This is a genomic window from Rhizobium sp. LARHSG275 (genome assembly GCF_052871115.1).
The window spans coordinates 113,515-137,169 of record NZ_JBIXJN010000006.1 but is presented as its reverse complement, the minus strand read 5'-3'; the positions used below and the strand labels follow the sequence as shown (position 1 = coordinate 137,169).

Below are 23,655 nucleotides of genomic sequence, written 5' to 3'. Positions count from 1 at the left end.
CCTCCTCTGGGCAACGCGCTCAGCGCGCGCCCATCCGCAATGCGCCGTCGAGGCGGATGACCTCGCCGTTCAGCATGTTGTTTTCCAAGATATGGCGCACCAGCCCGGCAAATTCCGCAGGCCGGCCGAGCCGTGGTGGAAAGGGCACGCTCTTGCCGAGCGCCGCCTGAACCTCGACCGGCATATCAGCCATCATCGGCGTCTCGAAAATGCCGGGCGCGATCGCGACGACGCGAATGCCGTGACGGGCAAGCTCGCGGGCGATCGGCAAGGTCATCGCCGCCACCCCACCCTTGGAGGCGGCATAGGCTGCCTGGCCGATCTGGCCATCGAAGGCGGCAACCGAGGCCGTATTGACGATAACGCCGCGTTCGCCTTCCGCATCCGGCTCGGTCGTCTGGATCGCTGCGGCGGCCAGCCGGATCATGTTGAACGTGCCGATGAGATTGATGCCGACCGTGCGCGCAAAACTCTCCAGACGGTGCGACCCGTCGCGGCCGATCACCTTTTCGGCCGGCGCCACGCCCGCGCAATTGACCAATCCGCGCAGGCTGCCGAAGGCTTCGACGGCAGCGGCAACCACCGCGGCTCCCTCCTCGCCATCGGTCACATCGGCCTTGACGAAGCAGGCATCGCTTCCGAATTCCCGTGCAATCTCTTCGCCCGCTTGCATATTGAGATCGGCAATCGTCACACGCCCGCCGGCCTCCACAAGCGCGCGCACTGTTGCCGCACCCAAGCCGGAGCCGCCACCGGTCACGATGAAACTTGCTCCACGGATCAGCATGAATCTCTTCCTCCCTGCCGACCGCACCCCCTCCAAGCGCAACCGACGGATACGATTCTATTCGCTCCACCTATTGCAAGCGATGACAGAACTGCTCCATAATTTCGGCCAGTTTTGCCACAGCGAGGATAGAATGGCCGAGATAGAGCGACGGATGATCGCGCCGGGCTTCGTAGAGGAGGCACTCGACAGCCTGCGGCGGCTCGGCAAGCCGACGGCGCCGGTCCTTGCCCGCGTCGGCCTGGCGTGCACGGTCGATCAGCCGGTTTCGGCAGAGACCTATGGCGCGCTCTGGCTGGCGATTGCTGCCGAACTCGACGATGAATTCTTCGGCATGGGCGCGCGGCCGATGCGCAGCGGCAGCTTCACGCTGCTCTGCCACTCTGTCCTGCATGCGCCAACGCTGGGTCACGCGCTCCGCCGGGCGCTGCGCTTCCTCGACGTTGTGCTCGACGATCCCCGTGGACGGCTCGTCATCCGCGATGGCCTGGCCGAGGTCGAACTCAGCGACGCCGGCGGCCCGCGTTCGGCCTTCGCCTACCGCACCTATTGGATCATCCTGCACGGCATCATCTGCTGGCTTGTCGGCCGGCGCATTCCGATCCGGCTCGTCGATTTCCGCTGCGCGGAACCCAAACAAGGGGCCGACTACCGGCTCTTCTTCGGCGCCCCGGTGCGTTTCTCGCAAGCCATCAGCCGGCTCGGCTTCGACAGCGCCTTGCTGAATCTGCCGATCTCACGCAGTGAACAGGCCTTGAAGCAATTCTTGCGCGGCGCACCCGCCAATATTCTGGTGCGCTACCGCTATGATGCCGGCATTGCCGCCGCCGTCCGCCGCCGCCTGAACCAGGCAACGCCTGCCATGTGGCGGAGTTTTGCGGAGCTTGCCGCCGATATGCGCCTGCCCTCCTCCACGCTCCGCCACCGTCTGCATCACGAGGGGCAAAGCTATGCCGCCATCAAGGACGACATCCGCCGCGATCTCGCCGTCGAATTGCTGCTGAACACGTCGATGACCATCGGTGAGATTGCCGTGCAGCTCGGCTATTCCGAGCCGAGCGCCTTCTTCCGGGCCTTCCGCAAATGGATGGGCAAGAGCCCCGAAGCCTTTCGCCGGGAGGAAGCTCTCTCGCAATTGGATGAGCCATCGCAATCAAGGGCACTTTGAACCCGCCGCAACCCGCGCTACATATTTCAGCGGGAGGAATGCCATGTTTGATTTTTCGCTCGGCGAAACCGCGGACGCGATCCGTGAAACGACGGCGCGGTTTGCCGCCGATCATATTGCTCCGCTGGCTGCGGAGATCGACGAAAGCAACACGTTTCCGCGCCAGCTCTGGCCTGAGATGGGCGCGCTCGGCTTGCATGGAATCACCGTCGAAGAAGAATTCGGCGGCGCCGGTCTCGGTTATCTCGAGCACGTCGTCGCCATGGAAGAGGTTTCGCGCGCCTCGGCCTCCGTGGGGCTCAGTTACGGCGCCCATTCCAATCTCTGCGTCAACCAGATCCGCCGTTGGGCCTCGCCGGAGCAGAAGCGCCGCTATCTGCCGAAGCTGATCTCCGGCGAACATGTCGGTTCGCTCGCCATGTCGGAAGCCGGCGCCGGTTCCGATGTCGTCTCCATGCGGTTGCGTGCCGAGAAAAAGGGCGACCGCTATATCCTGAACGGCACCAAGTTCTGGATCACCAATGCGCCGCATGCCGATGTGCTTGTTGTCTATGCCAAGACCGATCCCGCAGCCGGCCCGAAAGGCATTTCAGCCTTGATCATCGAAAAAGGCTTGCCTGGTTTCAGCGTCTCGAAAAAACTCTCCAAGCTCGGCATGCGCGGTAGCGATACGGCCGAACTGGTCTTTGAGGATTGCGCGGTGCCGGCCGAGGCGCTGATGGGCCGCGAGGGAGAAGGCGTGAAGATCCTGATGTCCGGCCTCGACTACGAGCGCGCCGTGCTTGCCGGCGGGCCGCTCGGCATCATGCAGGCATGCCTTGATGTCGTGCTGCCCTATGTGCGCGATCGCAAGCAGTTCGGCAAGCCGATCGGTGATTTCCAGCTGATGCAGGCCAAGATCGCCGACATGTATGTCGCGCTGAATTCGGCGCGCGCCTATGTCTATGCCGTCGCTCGCGCCTGCGATGCCGGCCGCGCGACGCGCACCGATGCAGCTGCTGCGATCCTCTTTGCCAGCGAGAATGCCGTGAAAGTGTCGCTGGAGGCGATCCAGGCGCTCGGCGGCGCCGGCTATACCAAGGAATGGCCGGTCGAACGCTTTTTGCGCGACGCCAAGCTTTACGATATCGGCGCCGGCACCAATGAGATCCGCCGCTACCTGATCGGCCGGGAGCTCATTGCGTCATGACGGTGATTTCGACTGCGATCGATCGCGACAGCGACGGCTTCAAGGCCAATGCCAGCAAGAATAAAGCCCTGATCGACGAACTCCACAATCGTTCGGCGAAAGCGCGCGAGGGCGGATCACAAACGGCGCGCAAGCGCCATACCGGCAAGGGCAAGCTGCTGCCGCGCGATCGCATCCAACTGCTCATCGATGCCGGCAGCCCGTTCCTGGAGATCGGCACGCTGGCCGCCAACGGCATGTATGATGACGAGGCGCCAGGCGCCGGCGTCATCGCCGGTATCGGCCGCGTATCCGGCCGCGAGGTGATGATCGTCGCCAATGACGCGACGGTGAAGGGCGGCGCCTATTTCCCAATGACGGTGAAGAAACATCTGCGGGCGCAGGAGATCGCGCTGCAGAACCGCCTGCCTTGCATCTACCTCGTCGACAGCGGCGGCGCCAATCTTCCGCATCAGGCCGAGGTCTTTCCCGACCGCGATCATTTCGGCGCGATCTTCTACAACCAGGCGCAGATGTCGGCCGAGGGAATCCCACAGATCGCCTGCGTGATGGGAAGCTGCACCGCCGGCGGTGCCTACGTGCCCGCCATGTCCGACGAAACGGTCATCGTGCGCAATCAGGGCACGATCTTCCTCGCCGGCCCGCCTTTGGTGAAGGCCGCGACCGGCGAGATCATTTCGGCCGAAGAGCTCGGCGGCGCCGAAACCCATGGCCGCCGCTCCGGCGTCGTCGATCATGTCGCCGAAAACGACGAACATGCGCTGCTGCTCGTTCGCGATATCGCAGCCACCCTCAACAGCGTGAAATCAGTCGATATCGACCTCCAACCGCCACGACCGCCGAAACTCGATCCCGAGGATCTCTGCGGCCTCATCCCGGAGGATGTTCGCTCGCCCTATGATGTGCGCGAGGTCATCGGCCGGATCGTCGATGGTTCGGAACTGCATGAATTCAAGCCGCTCTACGGCGCCACGCTGGTCTGCGGCTTCGCCCGCATCTGGGGCATGCCCGTCGCCGTCATCGCCAATAACGGCGTGCTGTTTTCCGAAAGCGCACTGAAGGGCGCGCATTTCATCGAGCTCGCCTGCCAGCGCCGCATACCCTTGCTGTTTCTGCAGAATATCTCCGGCTTCATGGTCGGCGGCCGCTATGAGGCCGGCGGCATCGCCAAGGATGGGGCAAAGCTGGTGACGGCGGTTGCGACCGCGAGCGTGCCGAAGGTCACGGTCATCATCGGCGGCAGCTTCGGCGCCGGCAATTACGGCATGTGCGGCCGCGCCTATCGCCCGCGCTTCCTCTTCACCTGGCCGAACAGCCGCATCAGCGTGATGGGCGGCGAACAGGCGGCCTCGGTGCTTGCCACGATCCGCCGGGACTCCATGGAGGCGCGCGGTGAGAATTGGCCTATTGAAGAGGAGGAAGCCTTCAAGGCGCCGATCCGCGCCGGCTACGAGTCCGAGGGCAATCCCTATTATGCCACGGCTCGCCTCTGGGACGACGGCATCATCGATCCGCGCCAGACGCGCGATGTGCTGGGCCTTGCCTTTTCCGCCTGCCTGAACGCGCCGATCCCGAAAGGGCCGCGCTTCGGCCTGTTCAGGATGTGAGGCGCCAATGTTGGAAAGTCTTCTCATTGCCAACAGGGGCGAAATCGCCCGCCGCATCATCCGCACCGCCAAGATGTTCGGCATCCGCACGATCGCCGTCTATTCCGAGGCCGATGCCGGCCTGCCCTTCGTAAGGGAGGCGGACGAGGCGATCGCCATCGGCCCCTCGCCGGCCCGCGAAAGCTATCTCTCGCAGACCCGCATCCTCGAGGCCGCCCGGAAAACCGGCGCTGCGGCGATCCATCCCGGCTACGGTTTCCTTTCGGAAAATGCCGGATTTGCCGAAGCGGTAGAAAAGGCCGGCATCATCTGGGTCGGGGCCCCGCCGGCTGCCATCCGGGCGATGGGGCTTAAGGACGCGGCGAAGGAATTGATGCAGGCGGCCGGCGTACCCGTGACGCCGGGCTATATGGGCGCGGACCAGAGCGAAGAGAGGCTGGCGGCCGAGGCGGATACCATCGGTTACCCCGTGCTCATCAAGGCGGTCGCCGGCGGCGGCGGCAAGGGCATGCGCCGCGTCGAACGCCCGCAAGATTTCGCCGAACTTCTCGCCTCCTGTCGCCGTGAGGCGGCCGCCGCCTTCGGCGACGACCGCGTGTTGATCGAACGCTATATCGCCAATCCGCGTCATATCGAGGTGCAGGTTTTCGCCGACAAGCTCGGAAATTGCGTTCAACTTTTCGAACGCGATTGTTCGCTGCAGCGCCGTCACCAGAAGGTCATCGAGGAGGCCCCTGCCCCCGGCCTCGATGCCGCCACCCGGGCAGTGATCTGCGATGCGGCGGTGAAAGCCGCAAGAGCGGTGAATTATGTCGGCGCCGGCACCATCGAATTCATCGCCGATGCCTCGGAAGGCCTTCGCGAAGATCGCATCTGGTTCATGGAGATGAACACTCGCCTGCAGGTGGAACACCCGGTCACCGAGGCAATTACTGGCGAGGATCTGGTGCTCTGGCAGTTGAAGGTCGCTAGCGGCGAGCCGCTGCCGAAAAGCCAGGACGAGATCGCCATGAACGGCTGGGCCTTCGAAGCCCGGCTCTATGCCGAGAATCCTGCCGCCGGTTATCTGCCCTCGACCGGCCGGCTCGAACATCTCAGCCTACCAGAAACAATCCGCGTCGATAGCGGCGTCGAGCAAGGCGACGAGATCACCGCCTTCTATGACCCGATGATTGCCAAGATCATTGCCCATGGGCCGAACCGCGAGGCCGCACTTTCGAAGCTCGCAGCCGCCTGCGCCGGCATCGAGGTCTGGCCGGTCAAATCCAATGCCGGCCTGCTTGCCTGCATCGCCGTCGACCCGGATTTTCGCGCCGCGCGGATCGATACCGGCTTCCTCGACCGCCATGGCGATAGCCTGGTGGCGATGGAGCCGAACCAAACCGCAATCGATAGCGCGGCGACGGCGCTTTTAAAGGACACCGATGGTGATCCCTGGTCCGCGCTCACCGGGTTCCGCATCGCCGGTGCGGATGACAAGCGGGTGCGCATCCGTATCGGCGATCACCTCCATTGGGGGCAATCACGTCCGGAGCTTGAGGCAAATACCGTCACGATCGGTGAAACCATGGTGCTTTTCGACGCCGGCAATGCCTGGCCGATCAGCCTGCCGCTCGCAAGCGAAGTCGAGGCAAGTCAGGGTGCCGGCGATGGCGCGATCCTTTCGCCCATGCCCGGCCTCGTTATTTCGGTGGATGTCACCGAAGGCGATCGTGTCGCCAAGGGGGACCGCCTGCTGACGGTCGAAGCGATGAAAATGGAACATTCTCTACGTGCGCCCTTCGACGGCATCGTCGAAAAGCTGCAGGTTTCCTCGGGGTTCAGGGTCTCGGAAAACCAGCTGGTCGTCAGCATTGTGAAGGAGCAGGATTGATGGCCGGCCGTTATTTCGACGAGTGGACGGTCGGCGACCGCATCGCCCACGACATCCGCCGCACGGTCACCGAGACCGACAATCTGCTGTTCACGACGCTTTCCCACAATCCGCAGCCGCTGCATCTCGATGCCGATTATGCCACAGGCACCGAATTTGGCCGGATCGTCGTCAACGGCACCTTCACCTTTGCCCTCACTGTTGGCCTTTCGGTCGGCGACACCACGCTCAATACGCTCGTCGCCAATCTCGGCTATGACAAGGTGACGATGCCGAAACCGGTCTTCATCGGCGATACGCTGCGGGTGGAAACTGAGGTGATGGAGCTGCGTCGCTCGAACTCCCGCCCCGATGCCGGCATCGTCACCTTCCGGCATATCACCCTGAACCAGCGCGGCGAGACCGTCTGCCAATGCCTGCGCACGGCAATGCTGAAGATGAAGCCGTCATGAGGCTGCGCTCGCTGCTCTTTGCGCCCGGCGACCGGCCGGAGCGTTTCGAGAAGGCGCTCGCCTCAGGCGCCGATGCCGTCATTCTCGACCTGGAAGATTCGGTTGCGCCCTCAAACAAGGCGAAAGCGCGCGAGAGCGTGCACGAGTTCGTCTTGCATCATGCCGGCGAGACCCCTCTCCTGATCCGCATCAATCCCCTCGCCTCGCCAGAATTCGAAGGCGACCTTGCCGCTTTGAGCGGCCTTCATCCTTTCGCGATCGTGCTGCCGAAGGCCGAGGGCGCCGCTTCGGTGCTGAAACTCGCAGGCTCTCTTGCATCTGCAGTTCCCATCCTGCCGATCGCAACCGAAACGCCATCCGCGATCTTCGAGGTCGGCAGCTACCGGGATGTCGCGAGCAGCCTCTGCGGCCTGACCTGGGGTGCTGAGGATCTGTCTGCCGCGATGGGGGCTACGACCGCGCGCAGGACGGATGGCCGCTACACGCCGCCTTACGAGCTTGCCCGCTCGCTCACGCTGTTCGCAGCCCATGCCGCTGCCGTTCCGGCAATCGACACCGTCTATCCCGATTTCCATGATCTCAACGGTCTCAGGGCCTATGTCGGCCGAGGCCGGCGCGACGGCTTTTCCGGCATGATGGCCATCCATCCGAGCCAGATCGAAACGATCAATCACGCCTTCACGCCGGATGCATCCGAGATCGCCTGGGCGGAAAAAGTCGCTGCCGCCTTCGCCGCCAAGCCCGACGCGGGCGTCATCCAGTTCGACGGACGCATGCTGGACCTGCCGCACCTCAAGCTTGCACTCCGCATCCTCGGGACAGCGGGCCGATAGCCAGCAAGCCGCTCGCTTGACTGTCTTCGGCCAATTAGTCTGACTTCGCCGTTGGCTCGGGGCGTCGATATAGCTTTCGACCAGGTCTTTCGGGAAGGCGAGCTTTGCATTGTCGGCCGTTGCATAGGCGGCGCCCCAGCGAGGCAATCGCACTCTCCTTGGAGCGACGATATTGGCCGAAGAAGTCGAGCAGCCAGGAAAGGCTGGCCTCGCCGCCTATCGTGTTCGTGGTGCCGATGGTCATACGCTGCGAAACCCTTGTGGGCGAACACCCAGTTCCCCGTCGGCGAAGATCAACTGACATTCGTCCTGCCGGTGCGCCCAACTCAGATCGTGGTCCCTGTCATCGAGCTCAAGCTCAAGCTAGGGAGCGCGGCTGGCATTCAGGAATAGCGCGGGTGAACTGGCTACCCGAGCGGGCAAGATAGTGCCCGCTCAGGAGAACGGCTCGGTCGGTCTCGCCACTGGATGCCGACAAAGGGCTCAGGGATTGGCTCCGGTGGTCCCTACAAAGAACTGGTTGAGCTGCTTCATCTCCAGCGCATGAGCGCGCTTTCTAAGAGCGACTGCCTGTTTGAGCGTCGCCAGCTCATCCGTTATGTCAATGAGATGAGCCTCGGCGACGAGCATCTCCGCTTCGATCCTTCCCTGCTCTCTCAATTGCCAGACGTCCCGGATGCGGAATTGAACGATTATCGTGCCGAAAAGCGCCACGAGCGCAGAGGTCGCCATTGGGAGCCATTGGGGGATAACCGTGCCATAAGCCGAAAATAATGAAGAGAGGCCGCTCAAAACGATGATCCCCAATGTGAGAAAATTCCAGAGATACTGATTCACCCTGGAGGATCGCGCATACCAGTTTCGATGCGTCCGCAGGTCACGCAAAGCCTGCCTTTTGATCTCGACCATATCCGATGGGAGCATCTTTTCTGCTCTCGCTTGATCGATCTCTCGTCTTGCCGCCAGAATTACGTTGATGATAGCGATAGTTATCCCGAAGGTAATCATGAACCAGGCGATGTAGTGCAAAGGGACGTCATCGAGAATGACGTTTGGAAAAAACTCAGGTTGAAAAAATTCAATTAATGCGCCAAGCGATACCAAGAATACAGAAAAGACAACCACTGCTATCGAAAGCATCGCCGCCATATTTCTATATCTGCCATTCAGTGTCAGTTTCCGAAGTTGGGCCGAGTCATCCTCATCCTTTCTGAGCAGGTCCATCGTCCTATCCTCGAGACTGTAGATTAACCACAGTCAACCTTGTAGCACGTCAGAAAGCAAGTAACGTTTGTGACGAATTACTTGATAGATCGAATTGCAGGCTACCCGCGATCCGGTCGATATGTCCGATGCCGCGAAACGGCCCCCGCCATATCGCCAACGTTCAGGCTCGGGTAGCCTCCGCCAGCGGTCGGTCGAGATCGCGGGCAATATATTCCTGGATCTGCCGGACGAGAGCGGGCAGGAGATGGTGCCCCGCTCAGGAGAATGGCTCGGTCGGTCCCGCCGCCGGATTGGTCAGCCAGCATGGTCCCTCGGCGGTCATGTACATATGGTCTTCCAGCCGAATCCCGAATTTCCCGGGGAAGACGATCATCGGTTCGTTGGAAAAACACATGCCGGCGGCAAGCGGCGCGTCGTTGCCTCGAACGATATAGGGTTCCTCATGGATCTCGAGCCCGAGGCCATGACCGGCGCGATGCGGCAAACCTGGCAGGCGATAGTCGGGGCCAAGGGAGTGTTTGGCAAGCACCTTGCGGGCCGCATCGTCGAGGCTCGAGCAGGCGGCACCGATCCGGGCTGCGTCGAAGACGGCCTGTTGCGCCTCGCGCTCGATCCACCAGGCCCGTTCGAACGCACTTTCGCCGCCCTCCAGCATATAGGTCCTGGTGATATCGGAATGATAACCGTCGATCCGGCAGCCGGTATCGATGAGAATGACGTCGTCACGACCAAGGACCTGATCGCCGTCGGCGCCATGCGGAAGCGAGGTCGCCGCGCCGAAGGAAACGATGCAGAATGTCGAGCCGGCATCGGCGCCGGCCTGGCGATGCTGCCGGTCGACGAAATCGACCACCTCGGATGATTTGATGCCCGGCTTCAAGAGGCCATGCGCTTGCCTGTGTACGTCAAGCGTCAGGTCCATCGCATACTGAATGAGGGCAATCTCCGCGGCCGATTTGATGCAACGCAGGTCGCGGATCAGCCGCCCGCCATCGGCAAGCCTCGCCGCGCCCATCTCCGCTGCCAATGCATGATAGAAGAAAAGCGGCAAACCATCGTCGAGGGCAAGTCTGCCGCCCTGGGCAACAAGGCGGGCGATGAGAGCGGCGCTGCTCTCCTCCTCTTCCCAGACCAGGATTTCCCCCGGCAGATGCGGCAGCGTTTCGACACGGCTGCGCTCGAACCCTGGAACGATGTAGGATATGGTCGCGGGCGTGACGAGCGCGCCGAGGAACCTCTCGCTCGGATGCCAGACCAGCCCCGTGAAGTAATGCAGGCTTTCGGTCGGCCCAAGAAGCACCGCAGCCAATCCTTCGGCTTCGATCATTGTGCGAAGCCTGGCGAGGCGGTTCTGCCGTTCGTCCTCAGTTATGCGGGGTACCGTATGCTGCCACGACATGTTGTTTTCCTGCTTTTCCTGCGCTTCCAGATCGATGAAACCCTCGCCTTGCAGCGGGATCTTGAACCGACACTAATGCCGCTGTAGGCAATATGTCGACATGAAAAATGAGGAGATGACGATGGCGGCCGAATACACCTGACCGGGCATGCTGATACGTGCCGGGCTTTCGCTCGAAACAGCCCGCCACGTCGCCAACGTGGTGACCAACGAATTCGAGCATGACGGTGTTTGCCAGTCGGCGGCTGTCCTGCGCCGGATGATGACCTTGGTCAGGGAGCAAGGCGGCCCCCTCGCCTCCTGAGGCTCCAACGGTTCATTGCTCTCGTCGCGTCAGGACATGCTGATCGCCACCGGCCGGTCGAGGTCGCGGGCGATATATTCCTGGATCTGGCGGACGATCTGCCCGGCGTGGGCGATCGCCAGCCGGTCGGCCCGCTCGACGTCACCGGCCTCGATCGCGGCGATGATCTCCTCGTGTTCGTCGACATACTGGCGCGGCAGACGGTCGTCGAATGTCGAGTAGTAAAGGCGCAGGATACGGCGGCCCTCGTCGAGCAGCCTGGCGAAGAAGGCCGTGTAATAGGAATTGCCGGCAAGTTCGGCGATCGCGACGTGAAATTCGCGGTTCGCCTCGATCATCGCATAGGCATCGCGCGCGGCAACGGCTTCGGCGAAGTCCTTCTGATGCCGGCGGACGGTCTTCATGATTTCGCCGTTTCGCCGTTGCGCCGCGCCGCGCGTCGTCACCCGGTACATCAGCGTCAGCGCTTCGAAATAGGTGGGCAGGCTTGCGAAATCGATCGTCGCAACGATCGTGTTCCTGTTCGGCAGCGTCGTGACGAGCCCGTCGGCAGCGAGCCGCAACAGCGCCTCGCGAATGGGAGTCCGCGACATCCGGAAACGTTCCGACAGCCGCACCTCGTCGAGCGGACTGCCGGGTTCCAGCGCCATCGACAGGATTTCCTGCCTGAGCGTCACATAGACGCTCTGCGTGCCAGAGCCGCGCACCCGCACATTTTCCGCGTCGTTCCGCATTTGTCCGCCCTCTTTCGTTAGAGCCTTGTATTTCGTTTTGGCCGATTCTCGCAATGTCGGTCTTCGGGGCTTCAAATTTGTAAGCTCACATCATTGAATCTTGTCGACAGTTTGTATATAAGGCAACTAGTTTCAACGAGGCTCGATCAATGACCACAGGATGGAAGGGCGTATTTCCCGCCGTAACGACACAGTTCAACGATGATCTTTCCGTTGATTTGCCCTCGACCCAGCGCGTCCAGGACGCGCTTGTAAACGATGGCGTCAACGGGCTGATCGTCATGGGCACATGTGGCGAGAACAATTCGCTGGACCCCGAGGAGAAGCGCACGATCCTGAGAGCTGCAGTCGAGGTCGTCAATGGCCGCGTTCCCGTGGTGACGGGCGTGTCCGAATTCGACACGCGCCGCGCCGTCGCCTACGCCCGCGACGCCGAAAAGCTCGGCGCCGACGGCCTGATGCTGCTGCCGGCCATGGTTTATGTGCCGAAGCCCGAAGAGCTGATCGCGCATTTCCGCACCGTCGCCGAAGCGACCTCGCTGCCGATCATGCTGTACAACAATCCGCCGGCCTACCGCGTCAACATCGGCGCCGATGTGCTGAAGGTGCTTGCCGACGTGCCGAACATCAAGGCGGTCAAGGAAAGTGCGCCGGATCCGCGCCGCTTCACCGATCTCATCAATGAATTCGGCGATCGTTTCGATATCTTCGCAGGTCTCGACGACGTCGCGCTTGAAGGCCTGATGCTCGGCGCCAAGGGGTGGGTCTCGGGCTTGACCAGCGCCTTCCCGGAGGAATCCGTGCAGCTCGTTGCCGCCACCGAACGCGGCGACTGGGAAGAGGCCCGCAAGATCTATCGCTGGTTCATGCCGCTTCTGCACCTCGATGCCGAACACGATCTCGTGCAGTCGATCAAGCTTGCCGAGCAGATCATGGGCCGCGGCTCCGAGCGCGTCCGCCTGCCGCGCCTGCCGCTTTCGGGCGCCCGCCGCGCCGAAGTCACCGCCATGGTCGAGAAGGCTGCTGCCACTCGTCCTTCGAAGATCCGTCAGGCTGCCTGATCAACGAGGCCGGCAACCCCGCGGTTGCCGGCCTTTTCCGTGTTTGCTGTTCAGGCAAGCGCCAGCGACCGGCCGGTCGCCGGATCGAACAGATGCATCTGGTTCATGTTGAACGAGAGCGGCATCGTTGACATCGGCCTGGGCCCGCTCTCGGGATCGATGCAGGCGCAAAGACTTGCCTCGCCGATCGCGAAATAGACCATGGTCTCCGGCCCGAGAGGCTCCACAAGATCAATCTTGGCTTCGATGTCGGCATAACCAGGACGGGCCTGGCGGTCGGTGATCGATTCCGGCCGGATCCCGAACACCACTGGTTTGCCGGCATGGCTGGCATAGTCGCCGGCGCGCGCTCCCGGCACGGCAAGCTCGCTGCCGTCAGTCAGTTTGACGACGAGACCCTTCTCTCCTGATAGCAGCGTCGCGGACAGGAAATTCATCGACGGCGAGCCGATGAAGCCGGCGACGAACTGGCTGACGGGACGATGATAGAGCGCCTGCGGCGGCCCCGCCTGCTCGATGATGCCGCCATTCATCACCACGACACGATCCGCCATGGTCATCGCCTCGACCTGGTCGTGCGTCACGTAGACGGTCGTCGTCGGCAACAGCTGGTGCAGCCGCTTGATCTCCGTGCGCATCTGCACGCGAAGCTTGGCATCGAGGTTGGACAACGGCTCGTCGAAGAGAAAGACTTTCGGGTTCCGCACGATCGCGCGGCCCATCGCGACGCGCTGACGCTGGCCGCCCGAAAGCTGGCCCGGGCGCCGGCCGAGCAGCTCGCTGATATGCAGGGTTTCCGCCGCCCTGACGATACGCGCATCGATCTCGCTCTTGGCGAGCTTCTGCTGCTCCAGGCAGAACGAAATATTCTCCCGTACCGTCATGTGCGGATAGAGCGCGTAGTTCTGAAAGACCATGGCGATATCGCGTTTGCCCGGGCCGAGCCGGTTGACGACCTGGTCGCCGATGACGATCTCACCGCCGGTGATGTGTTCGAGACCCGCAATCATGCGCAATGTCGTCGATTTTCCGCATCCCGACGGACCCACGAAAACGACGAATTCATTGTCTTCGATGTCAAGGCTGATGCCGCGCACGGCCTCGTAGATGCCATAGGATTTGACGATGCTCTTGAGTAACAGCCGTGCCATGGTTTTTCTCCTAGACCTCCTGCAACCAGATCGCCATCGCTCCGGGTTCGCGATTGGCCCAGAGGTGATAGGGGATCGCCGTGAAGGGCCGCTCCTTCAGCGAGGGAGGCGCGGTGCGATAGAGCGCATTCTGCCAATCGGCGATATCGGCTTCGAGCGCGGTGCCTTCGAGGACGGTCGCTCCGCCGAGAAGCGCGGCATCGTAACGGGCAGAAATTTCCTCAGATGCCGGCAAGCGGAGCCGCTGCGGCTCGCCGCCGAGGTCCGTCTCCTCGATGCAATAGACGACAGGCCCGCGCCGCAGCGCGACGCGTCCGCCGTCTTCGGAGACGGCAGGATGGGCGTAGATACGCTCGACCGGCATCGAGAAGCCAATGCGGACCTCGTCACCATTGCGCCATTCCCTTGATATTGCGGCATAACCCTTCGTCACGCATTGATCGAGATCGACGGCAACGCCGTTGACCGAGATCTGCGCCTGCCTGCACCATCCGGGGATGCGAAGACGAAGTTGAAACCGGCTTGGCCTCTCGACGGCGAACCGCAGGCTGATGTCGCCATCCCAGGGATATTGCGTCTCCTGGATCAAGCGCACGAAGCTGTCGCCGACTGTCAGCTCGGCGGAATTGGTGCCGTAGAGATGGATGGCGAGCTCATGATCATCAGTCGAATAGAAATATTGGCCGAGCGACGTGATGAAACGGGCAATGTTGGTCGGGCAGCAGGGGCAGTAATGCCATTTCCACCGACGGTGCTGCCCGTGGCTTTCAAGGACGTTCTCATAGAAATAATGTTCACCGTCGCGTGAGATGCCGGAAAGCGCGCCGTTGTAGAGCACCGTTTCCAGCCTGTCCGTGAACTTGCCGTCGAGATCGATCTGCGCCATGCGATGGCTCCAGAAGCCGAGCGCGACGGCTGCGCATGTCTCGGCATAGGCCGTCTCGTTCGGCAGGTCGAATTCCCGGGTGAACCCTTCATTGGATGCCGAGGGGCCAAGGCCGCCGGTCACGTAGAGCTGGCGGCCGACCAGGTTGTCGAAGAGCCGGTCGCAGGCCTCCTTCAATGTCGGATCGTCGTTCTCACGGGAGAGATCCGCCATCGCAGAAAAGAGGTACATGGCGCGAACCGCGTGTCCGACGACCTGGTGCTGGTCGCGCACCGGCATATGGGCCTGGCTGTAGGCATATGTCTTGTAGACGTAATCGTCCGGGTTCTCGCCGCGCCTGCGAGCCTCCTCGTCGTAATACGAGGGCATCCGGCCGCGTTCGTCGACGAAATAGGTCGCAAGCTTCAGATGCCGCGGATCGCGCGTCACACGGTAGAGTTTGACCAGCGCCAGCTCGATTTCCTCATGGGCATCGTAACCCCTGAGCTTTCCGGGCTCGGCACCGAAGGTTTCCATGATATGGTCGACTGCGCGGATCATCACGTCGAGGAAACGGCGCTTTCCCGTCGCCTCGTAGTAGGCGACGGCCCCTTCCAGCAAGTGGCCCATCGAATACATCTCGTGCAGGTCGCGCAGATTGGTCCAGCGCCTGTCCGGCTCGCGGCGAATGAACCAGCTGTTGACGTAGCCATCGGCCATCTGCCCTTTTTCGAGCTTTTCGACGATAGCATCGATCTTCGCCTCAAGCGCAGCATTCGGGTGAGCCTTCAGCGTGTAACTTGCGGCCTCGATCCATTTGCCGAAATCGGAATCGAAGAAATGCTGCATCGACAGTCCGCTCGGCTGGATCGGGCGCACCAGCGGCCCGGCCGGCTTGTCAAAATCGAGCACCTCGAGGAAGCCCTCCTCTTCCAGCCGCTTGTGCTGTGTCGGGATGGTGACGATGCGAACCGTCTCCGTCCAGCTCTGCCAGAAACCGCCATCAAATACGACACCGGAATGGTCGGCAGGCCTGTATCGCTGCCGTCCCGCAGCGCGTGCCGGTTGAAAGCGAGGTGAACTGGTCATGAGGACTCCTGAGCGGGACGAGCGCTGTTACTTCACGGCCCCGGCCGTCAGGCCGCGCACGTAATATCGTTGCAAGAGAAGGAAAAGCAGGATGCAGGGGACCATGGTCACGGCTATGCCGGCCTGAAGCGCGCCCCAGTCGATGATGCCATAGATGCCCGACGAAACATTCACCAGCATGATCGGCAGCGTGAACTTGTTCTGATCAGACAGAAAGATGAGGGCAGCGAGGAATTCGTTCCAGGAATTCAGGAAGGCGAACATCGCAACGGTGGCGACACCGGGAAGCGCGATCGGCAGCATGATCCGGCGCAGGATCGTCGCCTGCGACGCGCCGTCTATCCGCGCCGCCTCGATCAGCGCCTTCGGCACCGCATCGAAGGCATTGCGCATCATGAAGACGGAAAAAGGAAGCTGGAAGGTCACGTAGATCAGCACCAGCCCGAGAAGGCTGTTCTGCAGCCGGAAGACTTTCAGGATCAGGAAAAGCGGCGTTAGGATCGACTGGAACGGGATCATCATCGTTGCCATGATCAGCACGAAGAGCAGCGACTGGCCGGGAAAGCGGAATTTCGAAAAGCCGTATCCCGCCGGCACCGCGACGAGCACTGTCAGGATCACCGTTCCGGCCGCGATCAGCACCGAATTGCCGGCATAGACGTACCAGCCGGCGCCGACATGCTCGAGGCGGCGGTAGTTCTCGAGGGAGAATGCCTTCGAGAAAAGCGCTGCCGGATCGGCAAGTGCTGCGGCCGCGGGCTTGAAGGAATTGGCAAAGGACCAGACGATCGGCATCACGAAGAAGATGGCAAAGACGCATGCCGTCAGAACGAAAGCGAGATAACCGAGCCGCTCGCTCGCCGGCTTCGCTGCGAGATTGTGGTTGAGCCGTTCCATCAACCCTCCTCCGGCCGCTGGCGCAGCAGGACGAACTGGATTGCGCTGATCGCCACCAGGACGACGAGCAGGGCAAAGGAGATCGCCGAGCCATAACCGAGACGGTAGGATGAGAACGACGCGAGATAGATCGAGAAGACCGCGGAGATCGTGCTGTTCTCAGGGCCGCCCTGAGTGATGATGAAGAACTGGTCGAAGGCCAGCATCGATGAAGTGACGTTGAGGACGAGCGCCAGCACCACCGAGTTCCTCATCAAAGGCAGCGTGATCCGGCGAAACCGGCCCCAGACGCCGGCGCCGTCGATCCTGGCGGCTTCGATAACGTCGTTCGATATGCTCTGAAGGCCGGTCAGGAGAATGATCATCGTGAAGCCCGCTGTTTTCCAGACGACCATCAGGATGACGACGCCGAGTGCTGGCCAGAAACTTTCGAGCGGCCTCGGCGCGCTGTCGATGATGCCCGCGCTGCGCAACAACTGCGCAAAGACGCCGCTATCGGGATTGAGCAGCCACATCCACAATGTCGAGGCCGCCCCGAAGCCGATGACAACAGGCATGAAATAGATCGTGCGGAAAAAGCCGGCGATCCGCAGCGGCCGGTCGACGAGCAGCGCCAGGGGAAAGGCCACCAGGAAGATCGCAGCCGTGACGAGCACCGTGTAGAGCAGCGTGAAAGCCAGGGAATGCCAGAGCTGGGTGTCGCTGATCAGCTCGGCATAGTTGGACAAACCGATGAACTTCGTCCGGCCGAGAAGCGGCCAGTTGTAGAAGCTCATCCAGATCGTCATGACAAGAGGCACGAGGAAGAGCACGACGATGAACAGCAAGCCCGGCAGGATGAAGGCAAGGCCAAGCCAACCCTTCGGCTCGGGCTCTCCGGTTGCGACTGCGCGCCTCCGGTTGCGAAGTGTCGAGGATATCACCGCAACTCCTCCTTCCGTTTGAATGTCGAGACGTGGAGGGAACGGCAGGGTATCCACAGATACCCTGCCGAAGCCCATCGGGCTCAGTTCGGATTGGTGCGTTCGAGGATACGGGTGAAGTCGGCCTGCGTTTTAGCGATCGTTCCGTCGACGTCGTCGCCGAAGATCGTGCCCTGGATCAGATTGAGGAAGGGACCGGTGCGGCTGACGAAGAGTTCATCGGACGAAAAAGTGTAGGGCGTGCGCGCCTTGGCGAGGATATCATAGGCAACGAGATTGCGCGGGTCGAATTTCGCATAGGCTTCCGCGGCGAGGTCGGTGCGCGACGGCATGCCCGATTCCTGGGTGATATAGACCTGCTGCTCGGGCTGCATGTAGAAATTGACGAAGTCGAGCGCGACCTTCTTCTTCTCGTCGCTGATGCCCTTTATCAGGGACAGCGTGTCGCCGCCGGCAAAGCTCGATGCACCACCCTTCGGCCCCGGGATCGGCGCAACGGCGAACTTCACGTCGGGATATTTGCTGGTCAGCAGATTGACGATGTAGGAGCCGGTCATCAGGATGCCGACCTTGCCCGAGGCGAAGGCCTCGACGGCATTGTTGCCATTGCCCGACCGCGAGGTCGGATGGATCGCACCAGCCTTCCACATATCGCGATAGGCGGCGATGGTCTCGCGCAGCGCCGGCGTATCGACGGTGGCGCTACGGCCATCATCGCTCAGCACATCGGCATTGGCGGCCCAAAGATGCGGCAGGAAGTCGTAGATCAGCCAGCTTCCCGAATTCGCCACGAAATAGAAGCCGTAGGTCTCGTTGCCGAGCGCGGCGATCTTCTTGGCGTCAGTGGCAATCTCTTCCATCGATGCCGGCGCCTTGTTGGGGTCGAGGCCGGCCTTGGTGAAGAGATCGGTATTGTAGGCGATGATCGAGGCATCCGGCAGTGCCGGCACGCCGTAGATCTTGCCGTCATAGGTGGCAAGACGGATGTGGGACGGGCTCATGGCCGAGGAATAGGGCAGGCCCTTCACGAAGTCGGAGATATCCTCAAGCCCATCCGCCGCGGCAAAGGTCGGTAGATAGATCAGGTCGAGCACGGCGCCGTCAGGAGCCGCGCTGCCGGCAATTGCCGCACCCAGCTTCGGCACCATCTGCTCGGCCGTGATCTGGGTGACGTTGACCTTGTCGGAGTGCGATGCGTTATATTTGTCGGCCAGTCCCTGAAGGACGGCGCCGGAGGACGTGCGCACCCATAGGGTGATTTCTTCGGCGCTGGCGAGAGAAGAGCTTGCCAGCAGCGCAAGAGCAGTGATCGTTGTTTTCAGTCGGAGCATGCTTGTTCCCCTTTTTCTCGTTCAGGCCCCAGGCCTTCGGACGAAATGGACGTTAAATCAGAATTTTTTTGGTGTCGACAGTCTGTGTGCATAAATCTGGCGCGCGACTGATAAAACCTTTTAACAGCACGATTTTTTCTGCTAAAAGCTTTTAGCATCAATTGAAGACGAGGCGTGGTTTGAAGAATACCGGTGATCGGAGACGGACGATCTACGACGTGGCGCAGGCTGCGGGCGTCAGCATTTCGACGGCGTCGAACGCGCTGAACGGCACCGGCCGGACGAATGCGGAGACGCGCGAACGGGTCCGGCGCGTGGCAGAGGAGATCGGGTTTCGGCCCAATGCACTCGCCCGTGGGTTGCTGAGCAAGCGAAGCCATGCGATCGGCATGCTGACCAACGACACCTATGGCAGACTGACGCTGCCGATGGCGGCCGGGGTGTCGGAAGTGCTCGTCGATCACGGCGTGTCCGTCTTCCTCTGCGCCACGAACAATGATCCAAGGCTCGCCCAGCTGCACCTGGAGGCGCTTCTCGACAGGCGGGTCGACGGCATCATATTCACCGCGACGCGCCTTGACCTCGAGCCGCCGGTCCAGCTGTCCCGCTTGCCGATACCCGTCGTCTATGTCTTTGCCGAGGGACCGGCCGACAGCGTCACTTTCTTTCCGGACGACGAACAGGGGGCGCGCCTCGCCGTCGACCATCTCAAGGAACTGGGCCGGTCGCGGATCCTGCACATCACCGGCCCGCGGGATTACCTCGCCGCTCGCATCCGCGCCCAATCCTATCTCGACGCCTGTGGCGACGGTGCCGAACCGATGTTCGGCGAGTGGTCGGAGGAATGGGGTCACGAAGCCGTCCAGACGGTGTTTGCCCGGCCCGGCGCAAAGCCCGACGCCATCTTCTGCGGCAGTGACGAGATCGCCCGCGGCGTCATCGACGCGCTGCGCGACCTCAATGTGGAGATTCCCACGGATGTCGCCGTGGTCGGGTTCGACAATTGGGAGGTCGTCGCACGGCAAACGCGCCCGCCGCTGACCACCATCGACATGGAGTTGAAGGAACTGGGCCATCGCGCCGGCCTGGCAATTCTCAGCCTCTCCAAGGGTGAACCGGTCCCTGCCGGCATCACCAGATTGCCGTGTCGCCTGGTCGTGCGGCAGTCTTGCGGCAGCCCCCTTCAATCCGACTGAAAACGACGGCAAGCAACACAGGCAAGCCGGCCGTCGTCGCTATTATCTGTCCGTGGAATTGCCAGGACGGGTCAGGCTGTTGCGGCTGACCAGCGACGGTATCTGGAAAATATGCTCGGAAGCGGTACGGCCTTCTATTCTGGAAATGAGGGCCCGGGTAGCGATCTGGCCGAGCTCCCTGCCCGACTGGTCGATGCTTGCGAGATTGACGAGGCCAAGTGCTGCGGTCGACGAATTGTCGTATCCGATGACGGCGAGGTCTTCGGGCACGCGCACCCCCATCTCCATAGCCAAGCTCAGAAGGGTGATCGCGTCGAGATCGCTCCAGCAGAACACGGCGCGCGGTCTATCCTTCCTCGATAGGAACCTTCGCATCGCCTCTTCCCGTTTTGGCGAAGCAATCGGAATTTTGCCGATCGCTGGCGAGGAGCCGAGCCCGCCACGCTGCATCGCACGGCGGAACCCGATCTCACGCTGGCGGACGACAGAGACCGCGTGCCCCTGGCGCTCGCCAAGGCTGAGCATTTCGATGTCGCGATAGCCGCAGGCTAAAAGCGCTTCCACGGCGATCTCCGCACCGCGCTGATCGTCGGCATTGACGGTATCGAAGGCCGTGGCGCTGGCATCGTGGTAGCCGACCGCGACGATCGGTATCTGGACTGCGAACTTCGCCAGAATCTCCGAGGGCAAACGCGGCGCAACAAGGATAAGGCCGTCCATCTTGTAGTCGATCATCGACTCGATCAACGACGTCTCCAACTGCACGCGCGCATCGCTGACGCCGATCATCGCCTGGTAATGCGAAGGTCCAAGCACCTCGTTCACGCCGGCAATCACCTCCGGAAGGAAGGGATTGCGGATATCGATCAGGAGCACGCCGATGGTGAAACTCCGGCCACGCAGCCCGCGTGCCGCCCGCGAGGGGCGATAGGCGAGTGCCTCGATGGCATCAATCACCCTTGCGCGCAGCGCATCGCTGACACCATAGGCATTTCGCATCACCTTGGAAACCGCTGCGACCGATACGCCTGCGTGAGTTGCCACGGTCCGGATCGTCACGCGATCGTTTCGTTGCGGCTTTTGTTTGTCTTCGATTGGCATGAAATCTCTGGCTTGCTGCGGGTCGTCAACATGGTCCGCAGAACCACCATGGCAGACTGGCAACGAAAATTCTATTGCGCTTCCGAAGAAAATGTAGAACGTTATATGGAGAACGTTCTACATTCGGGAGGACTTGATGAACTTTCAGCCGGCAGCCATCGGCGGCAACCTCGTTTCGCGTGCCTGGTCCGGGGAAATGATCGCGCCACTATCGGATGGCGGTCAGGGAACGGCCGCAAGCTTCGTCTCCAAGACTTTCGAACATGACGGCGCCAAGCTTCCCGTCGAGCTCTTTATCTCCGCACTTGGCCTCTACCGCTGCTTCATCAACGGCGTTCGTGTCGGCAACGACCTGTTGACCCCGGGCTGGACGAACTACGACGATCGCCTTGCCTATCAGCGATATGACGTCTCGAACCTGCTCAAGCCGGGCCTCAACCGGATCGAGATCTGGCTTGCCGACGGATGGTACCGGTCGCCTTTGATGTGGGGCGCCCAGGCAATCCCAAATTGCTGGGGCGACAGGATCGGCGCCATTGCCGATCTGATCGGATCGGATGGCACCGTTCTTTCCACCGACACCACATGGCGAAGCGGTATTCTGCCGATCCTGAAGTCGGGGATCTACTTCGGCGAAATCTACGATGCCACCCACGAAAACTACTTGGAGACCCACGGCACCGAGAGATTGCCATTCGACAGGGAACTGCTCGTCGCGCATGAAACGGCTGCGGTGCGCGAGTTGCGGCCACTCGCCCCGGTCGACAGCTGGACCGACGATGAGGGCAGGACGGTCTACGATTTCGGCCAGAATTCCGGCGGCTATGTCAGATATGCGGTCCGCGGCACCGCCGGCGCCGAAATTCGGGTGGAGCATTCGGAGGTACTCGGCCCCGATCGTCATTTCGACAATCGCAACTATCGCACGGCCACCGCGCACACCGTCTACACGCTGCGGGGAGACGGCGATGAAACCTACGCACCGCATTTCACCTTCCACGGCTTCCGTTATGCCCGGGTAACGATCAAGGGCGATGCGAAGATCCTTGCAATCGCGTCCATCCCGATCTCGTCGGTGCCCGAGCCCGCCGGCGGTTTCACCTCGGGCAATGCACTGGTCAATCGCCTCGTCGAGAATACCATCTGGTCGCAGCGCGCCAATTTCGTCGAAGTACCGACCGATTGCCCGCAACGCGACGAGCGCTTGGGCTGGACGGGCGACGCCCAGGTCTTTGCCGCAACCGCATGCTGGCTGAGCGACAGCCAGTCGTTCCTTCGGAAATATCTGCGCGATGTGATGGCCGATCAGCGCGAAGACGGCGCCGTCTCGCATTTCTCGCCGGATCCGACGCGTCTGCATCCGGCCAATTTCCCGGGCTATGCCGGCTCGACCGGCTGGGGCGACGCGATCGTCGTCATCCCCTGGGTACTCTACACGCATTACGGCGACCGGGCCGTCCTGTCGGAGTGCCTGGATTCCATGGTGCGCTGGGTCGATTTCGTCTGGTCGATCTCGGACGGTCCGCTCGTGCGTCCGCCCTCGCATTGGGGGGCCCGAGGTTTCACTTTCGGCGACTGGCTGCAGCCGGTCGGCGACAATCGAAAGCCTCGTCCGACGATCGCCGATGATTGCGCGGCCACGCTCTACCACTTCATCTCGACCGACCTTCTGGCAAGGATCGCAGCCACTCTCGGCGAGCATGCGCTTGAAGAGAAGATGAAACAGCGCGCAACCGAGATCCGGCGGGCATTCACCAACGAGTTCATCACGCCGGCGGGACGGCTCGCGCATAATGACCAGACGTCGTATGCGCTTGCCTTCCTCCACGACCTGATACCGGCGGAGCACACGCAGGCCGCACAGCAGCATTTCCGGCAGGTGATCATCGATGCCGACTACAAGATCGGCACCGGCTTCATCGGCACGCCCGCCCTGCTGCCGGCGCTGACGAAGCTCGGCATGGACGATTTGGCCGAAAAGGTCTTCCTGCAGGAGGATGTGCCGGGCTGGCTCTACCAGGTCTCGAAGGGAGCGACGACGATCTGGGAGCGCTGGGATTCCATGGCGCCTGACGGCACCATCTACGAACCCGACATGAACAGCTACAACCACTATGCCTATGGCGCTGTCTGCCAATGGTTGTTCGAAAGCGTCGCCGGAATTTCGCCGAGCCCGAGCGCGCCCGGATTTACCGAGGTGATCGTCGATCCGGCGCCGATTCCGTCCCTTTCGCCGGTTTCGGCCCATCATGATAGCAGCCAGGGGCGCATAGAGGCCGGCTGGCAATGCGACGGCAACAAGGTCACCTATGTGCTGACGCTTCCGGAAGGCTGCATCGGCCGGTTCCGACCTGGAAAACGGCATCAAAACCCGTCGCTCAATGGAGAGCCTGTCGTCGAGGAAGCCGTTCTTGCGCCGGGAACGCACCAGCTGGTCTTTTCCCTACCCAATTCTTGAGGAGCATACA

At 61.8% G+C, this 23,655-nt stretch carries 19 protein-coding genes and 3 pseudogenes; 11 read left to right on the top strand and 11 right to left on the bottom strand.

Features of this window, described 5'->3' with window-relative positions:
• Positions 1-19 precede the first annotated feature (19 nt).
• Positions 20-787, bottom strand: coding sequence for an SDR family NAD(P)-dependent oxidoreductase (locus tag ACIPSK_RS09445; RefSeq protein WP_162117508.1), 768 nt, complete (start codon positions 785-787; stop codon positions 20-22).
• Positions 788-869: 82 nt separating this feature from the next.
• Between ACIPSK_RS09445 and ACIPSK_RS09440 the strand changes: the two genes are divergently transcribed.
• Genes ACIPSK_RS09440 through ACIPSK_RS09415 form a run of 6 tightly spaced genes read left to right on the top strand, consistent with a single transcriptional unit; the run spans position 870 to position 7,909 of the window.
• A complete protein-coding gene (locus tag ACIPSK_RS09440) occupies positions 870-1,955 on the top strand; it encodes an AraC family transcriptional regulator (protein WP_162117507.1) in 1,086 nt (361 codons plus the stop codon).
• A gap of 43 nt (positions 1,956-1,998) precedes the next feature.
• Positions 1,999-3,144 (top strand): isovaleryl-CoA dehydrogenase, encoded by a 1,146-nt coding sequence (locus tag ACIPSK_RS09435; protein WP_162117506.1) that lies wholly within the window; start codon positions 1,999-2,001, stop codon positions 3,142-3,144.
• Positions 3,141-4,751, top strand: coding sequence for a carboxyl transferase domain-containing protein (locus ACIPSK_RS09430; protein ID WP_446532919.1), 1,611 nt, complete (start codon positions 3,141-3,143; stop codon positions 4,749-4,751). Before ACIPSK_RS09435 ends, ACIPSK_RS09430 begins: the two co-directional genes overlap by 4 nt.
• 7 nt (positions 4,752-4,758) lie before the next feature.
• A complete protein-coding gene (locus ACIPSK_RS09425) occupies positions 4,759-6,624 on the top strand; it encodes an acetyl/propionyl/methylcrotonyl-CoA carboxylase subunit alpha (RefSeq protein ID WP_162117504.1) in 1,866 nt (621 codons plus the stop codon).
• Positions 6,624-7,076 (top strand): MaoC family dehydratase, encoded by a 453-nt coding sequence (locus ACIPSK_RS09420; RefSeq protein WP_162117503.1) that lies wholly within the window; start codon positions 6,624-6,626, stop codon positions 7,074-7,076. Before ACIPSK_RS09425 ends, ACIPSK_RS09420 begins: the two co-directional genes overlap by 1 nt.
• On the top strand, positions 7,073-7,909 hold the full coding sequence (locus ACIPSK_RS09415) for an HpcH/HpaI aldolase/citrate lyase family protein (protein WP_162117502.1): 837 nt from the start codon (positions 7,073-7,075) through the stop codon (positions 7,907-7,909). The genes ACIPSK_RS09420 and ACIPSK_RS09415 overlap by 4 nt, the downstream gene beginning before the upstream one ends.
• A 60-nt stretch (positions 7,910-7,969) precedes the next feature.
• Here ACIPSK_RS09415 and ACIPSK_RS09410 read toward each other — a convergent pair.
• A pseudogene (locus ACIPSK_RS09410) lies at positions 7,970-8,162 on the bottom strand (efflux transporter outer membrane subunit); the annotation flags it as partial.
• Here ACIPSK_RS09410 and ACIPSK_RS09405 point away from each other — a divergent pair.
• Positions 8,150-8,302 (top strand): annotated as a pseudogene (locus ACIPSK_RS09405) (alpha-L-fucosidase); the annotation flags it as partial. The pseudogenes ACIPSK_RS09410 and ACIPSK_RS09405 overlap by 13 nt on opposite strands.
• A 90-nt stretch (positions 8,303-8,392) precedes the next feature.
• On the opposite strand, the gene ACIPSK_RS09400 reads toward ACIPSK_RS09405, so the two are convergent.
• Complete coding sequence (locus ACIPSK_RS09400) at positions 8,393-9,133, bottom strand: DUF4231 domain-containing protein (protein WP_162117501.1); 741 nt, start codon at positions 9,131-9,133, stop codon at positions 8,393-8,395.
• Between the two features lie 259 nt (positions 9,134-9,392).
• Positions 9,393-10,535, bottom strand: coding sequence for a M24 family metallopeptidase (locus tag ACIPSK_RS09395; protein ID WP_162117500.1), 1,143 nt, complete (start codon positions 10,533-10,535; stop codon positions 9,393-9,395).
• Between the two features lie 148 nt (positions 10,536-10,683).
• Here ACIPSK_RS09395 and ACIPSK_RS09390 point away from each other — a divergent pair.
• Positions 10,684-10,839, top strand: a pseudogene (locus ACIPSK_RS09390) (alpha/beta fold hydrolase); the annotation flags it as partial.
• Between the two features lie 29 nt (positions 10,840-10,868).
• On the opposite strand, the gene ACIPSK_RS09385 reads toward ACIPSK_RS09390, so the two are convergent.
• Positions 10,869-11,573 carry a GntR family transcriptional regulator gene (locus ACIPSK_RS09385; protein WP_017968568.1) on the bottom strand — a complete coding sequence of 235 codons (705 nt, stop codon included), beginning with the start codon at positions 11,571-11,573 and terminating at the stop codon, positions 10,869-10,871.
• A 149-nt stretch (positions 11,574-11,722) separates the two neighbouring features.
• On the opposite strand from ACIPSK_RS09385, the gene ACIPSK_RS09380 reads away from it, so the two are divergent.
• Complete coding sequence (locus ACIPSK_RS09380; protein ID WP_162117499.1) at positions 11,723-12,634, top strand: dihydrodipicolinate synthase family protein; 912 nt, start codon at positions 11,723-11,725, stop codon at positions 12,632-12,634.
• Between the two features lie 50 nt (positions 12,635-12,684).
• On the opposite strand, the gene ACIPSK_RS09375 is transcribed toward ACIPSK_RS09380, so the two are convergent.
• The 5 genes from ACIPSK_RS09375 to ACIPSK_RS09355 all read right to left on the bottom strand — a co-directional run bounded on the left by ACIPSK_RS09375 (position 12,685) and on the right by ACIPSK_RS09355 (position 18,890).
• Positions 12,685-13,785 (bottom strand): ABC transporter ATP-binding protein, encoded by a 1,101-nt coding sequence (locus ACIPSK_RS09375; RefSeq protein WP_162117498.1) that lies wholly within the window; start codon positions 13,783-13,785, stop codon positions 12,685-12,687.
• Positions 13,786-13,795: 10 nt separating this feature from the next.
• A complete protein-coding gene (locus tag ACIPSK_RS09370) occupies positions 13,796-15,739 on the bottom strand; it encodes a glycoside hydrolase family 127 protein (protein WP_162117497.1) in 1,944 nt (647 codons plus the stop codon).
• A gap of 27 nt (positions 15,740-15,766) precedes the next feature.
• On the bottom strand, positions 15,767-16,636 hold the full coding sequence (locus ACIPSK_RS09365; protein ID WP_162117496.1) for a carbohydrate ABC transporter permease: 870 nt from the start codon (positions 16,634-16,636) through the stop codon (positions 15,767-15,769).
• Positions 16,636-17,559 (bottom strand): ABC transporter permease subunit, encoded by a 924-nt coding sequence (locus tag ACIPSK_RS09360; protein WP_162117495.1) that lies wholly within the window; start codon positions 17,557-17,559, stop codon positions 16,636-16,638. Before ACIPSK_RS09360 ends, ACIPSK_RS09365 begins: the two co-directional genes overlap by 1 nt.
• An 83-nt stretch (positions 17,560-17,642) precedes the next feature.
• Positions 17,643-18,890, bottom strand: coding sequence for an ABC transporter substrate-binding protein (locus tag ACIPSK_RS09355; protein ID WP_162117494.1), 1,248 nt, complete (start codon positions 18,888-18,890; stop codon positions 17,643-17,645).
• 179 nt (positions 18,891-19,069) lie between these two features.
• Here ACIPSK_RS09355 and ACIPSK_RS09350 point away from each other — a divergent pair, with 179 nt between their 5' ends.
• Entirely contained in the window at positions 19,070-20,086 is a 1,017-nt protein-coding gene (locus tag ACIPSK_RS09350; protein WP_162117493.1) for a LacI family DNA-binding transcriptional regulator, read from the top strand.
• Between the two features lie 42 nt (positions 20,087-20,128).
• Here ACIPSK_RS09350 and ACIPSK_RS09345 read toward each other — a convergent pair whose 3' ends face one another.
• Entirely contained in the window at positions 20,129-21,187 is a 1,059-nt protein-coding gene (locus ACIPSK_RS09345) for a LacI family DNA-binding transcriptional regulator (protein WP_162117492.1), read from the bottom strand.
• 136 nt (positions 21,188-21,323) lie between these two features.
• Between ACIPSK_RS09345 and ACIPSK_RS09340 the strand changes: the two genes are divergently transcribed.
• Positions 21,324-23,645 carry a family 78 glycoside hydrolase catalytic domain gene (locus ACIPSK_RS09340; protein ID WP_446532918.1) on the top strand — a complete coding sequence of 774 codons (2,322 nt, stop codon included), beginning with the start codon at positions 21,324-21,326 and terminating at the stop codon, positions 23,643-23,645.
• Positions 23,646-23,655 lie beyond the last annotated feature (10 nt).

Bases quoted from the DNA above. Each gene is read 5' to 3' on its own strand.
- ACIPSK_RS09435 (WP_162117506.1), top strand. From the start codon at position 1,999: ATGTTTGATTTTTCGCTCGGCGAAACCGCGGACGCGATCCGTGAAACG.
- ACIPSK_RS09430 (WP_446532919.1), top strand. From the start codon at position 3,141: ATGACGGTGATTTCGACTGCGATCGATCGCGACAGCGACGGCTTCAAG.
- ACIPSK_RS09445 (WP_162117508.1), bottom strand. From the start codon at position 787: ATGCTGATCCGTGGAGCAAGTTTCATCGTGACCGGTGGCGGCTCCGGC.
- ACIPSK_RS09365 (WP_162117496.1), bottom strand. From the start codon at position 16,636: ATGGAACGGCTCAACCACAATCTCGCAGCGAAGCCGGCGAGCGAGCGG.
- ACIPSK_RS09420 (WP_162117503.1), top strand. From the start codon at position 6,624: ATGGCCGGCCGTTATTTCGACGAGTGGACGGTCGGCGACCGCATCGCC.
- ACIPSK_RS09380 (WP_162117499.1), top strand. From the start codon at position 11,723: ATGACCACAGGATGGAAGGGCGTATTTCCCGCCGTAACGACACAGTTC.
- ACIPSK_RS09415 (WP_162117502.1), top strand. From the start codon at position 7,073: ATGAGGCTGCGCTCGCTGCTCTTTGCGCCCGGCGACCGGCCGGAGCGT.
- ACIPSK_RS09385 (WP_017968568.1), bottom strand. From the start codon at position 11,573: ATGCGGAACGACGCGGAAAATGTGCGGGTGCGCGGCTCTGGCACGCAG.
- ACIPSK_RS09340 (WP_446532918.1), top strand. From the start codon at position 21,324: ATGAACTTTCAGCCGGCAGCCATCGGCGGCAACCTCGTTTCGCGTGCC.
- ACIPSK_RS09400 (WP_162117501.1), bottom strand. From the start codon at position 9,133: ATGGACCTGCTCAGAAAGGATGAGGATGACTCGGCCCAACTTCGGAAA.
- ACIPSK_RS09345 (WP_162117492.1), bottom strand. From the start codon at position 21,187: ATGCCAATCGAAGACAAACAAAAGCCGCAACGAAACGATCGCGTGACG.
- ACIPSK_RS09425 (WP_162117504.1), top strand. From the start codon at position 4,759: ATGTTGGAAAGTCTTCTCATTGCCAACAGGGGCGAAATCGCCCGCCGC.
- ACIPSK_RS09440 (WP_162117507.1), top strand. From the start codon at position 870: ATGACAGAACTGCTCCATAATTTCGGCCAGTTTTGCCACAGCGAGGAT.
- ACIPSK_RS09355 (WP_162117494.1), bottom strand. From the start codon at position 18,890: ATGCTCCGACTGAAAACAACGATCACTGCTCTTGCGCTGCTGGCAAGC.
- ACIPSK_RS09375 (WP_162117498.1), bottom strand. From the start codon at position 13,785: ATGGCACGGCTGTTACTCAAGAGCATCGTCAAATCCTATGGCATCTAC.
- ACIPSK_RS09395 (WP_162117500.1), bottom strand. From the start codon at position 10,535: ATGTCGTGGCAGCATACGGTACCCCGCATAACTGAGGACGAACGGCAG.
- ACIPSK_RS09370 (WP_162117497.1), bottom strand. From the start codon at position 15,739: ATGACCAGTTCACCTCGCTTTCAACCGGCACGCGCTGCGGGACGGCAG.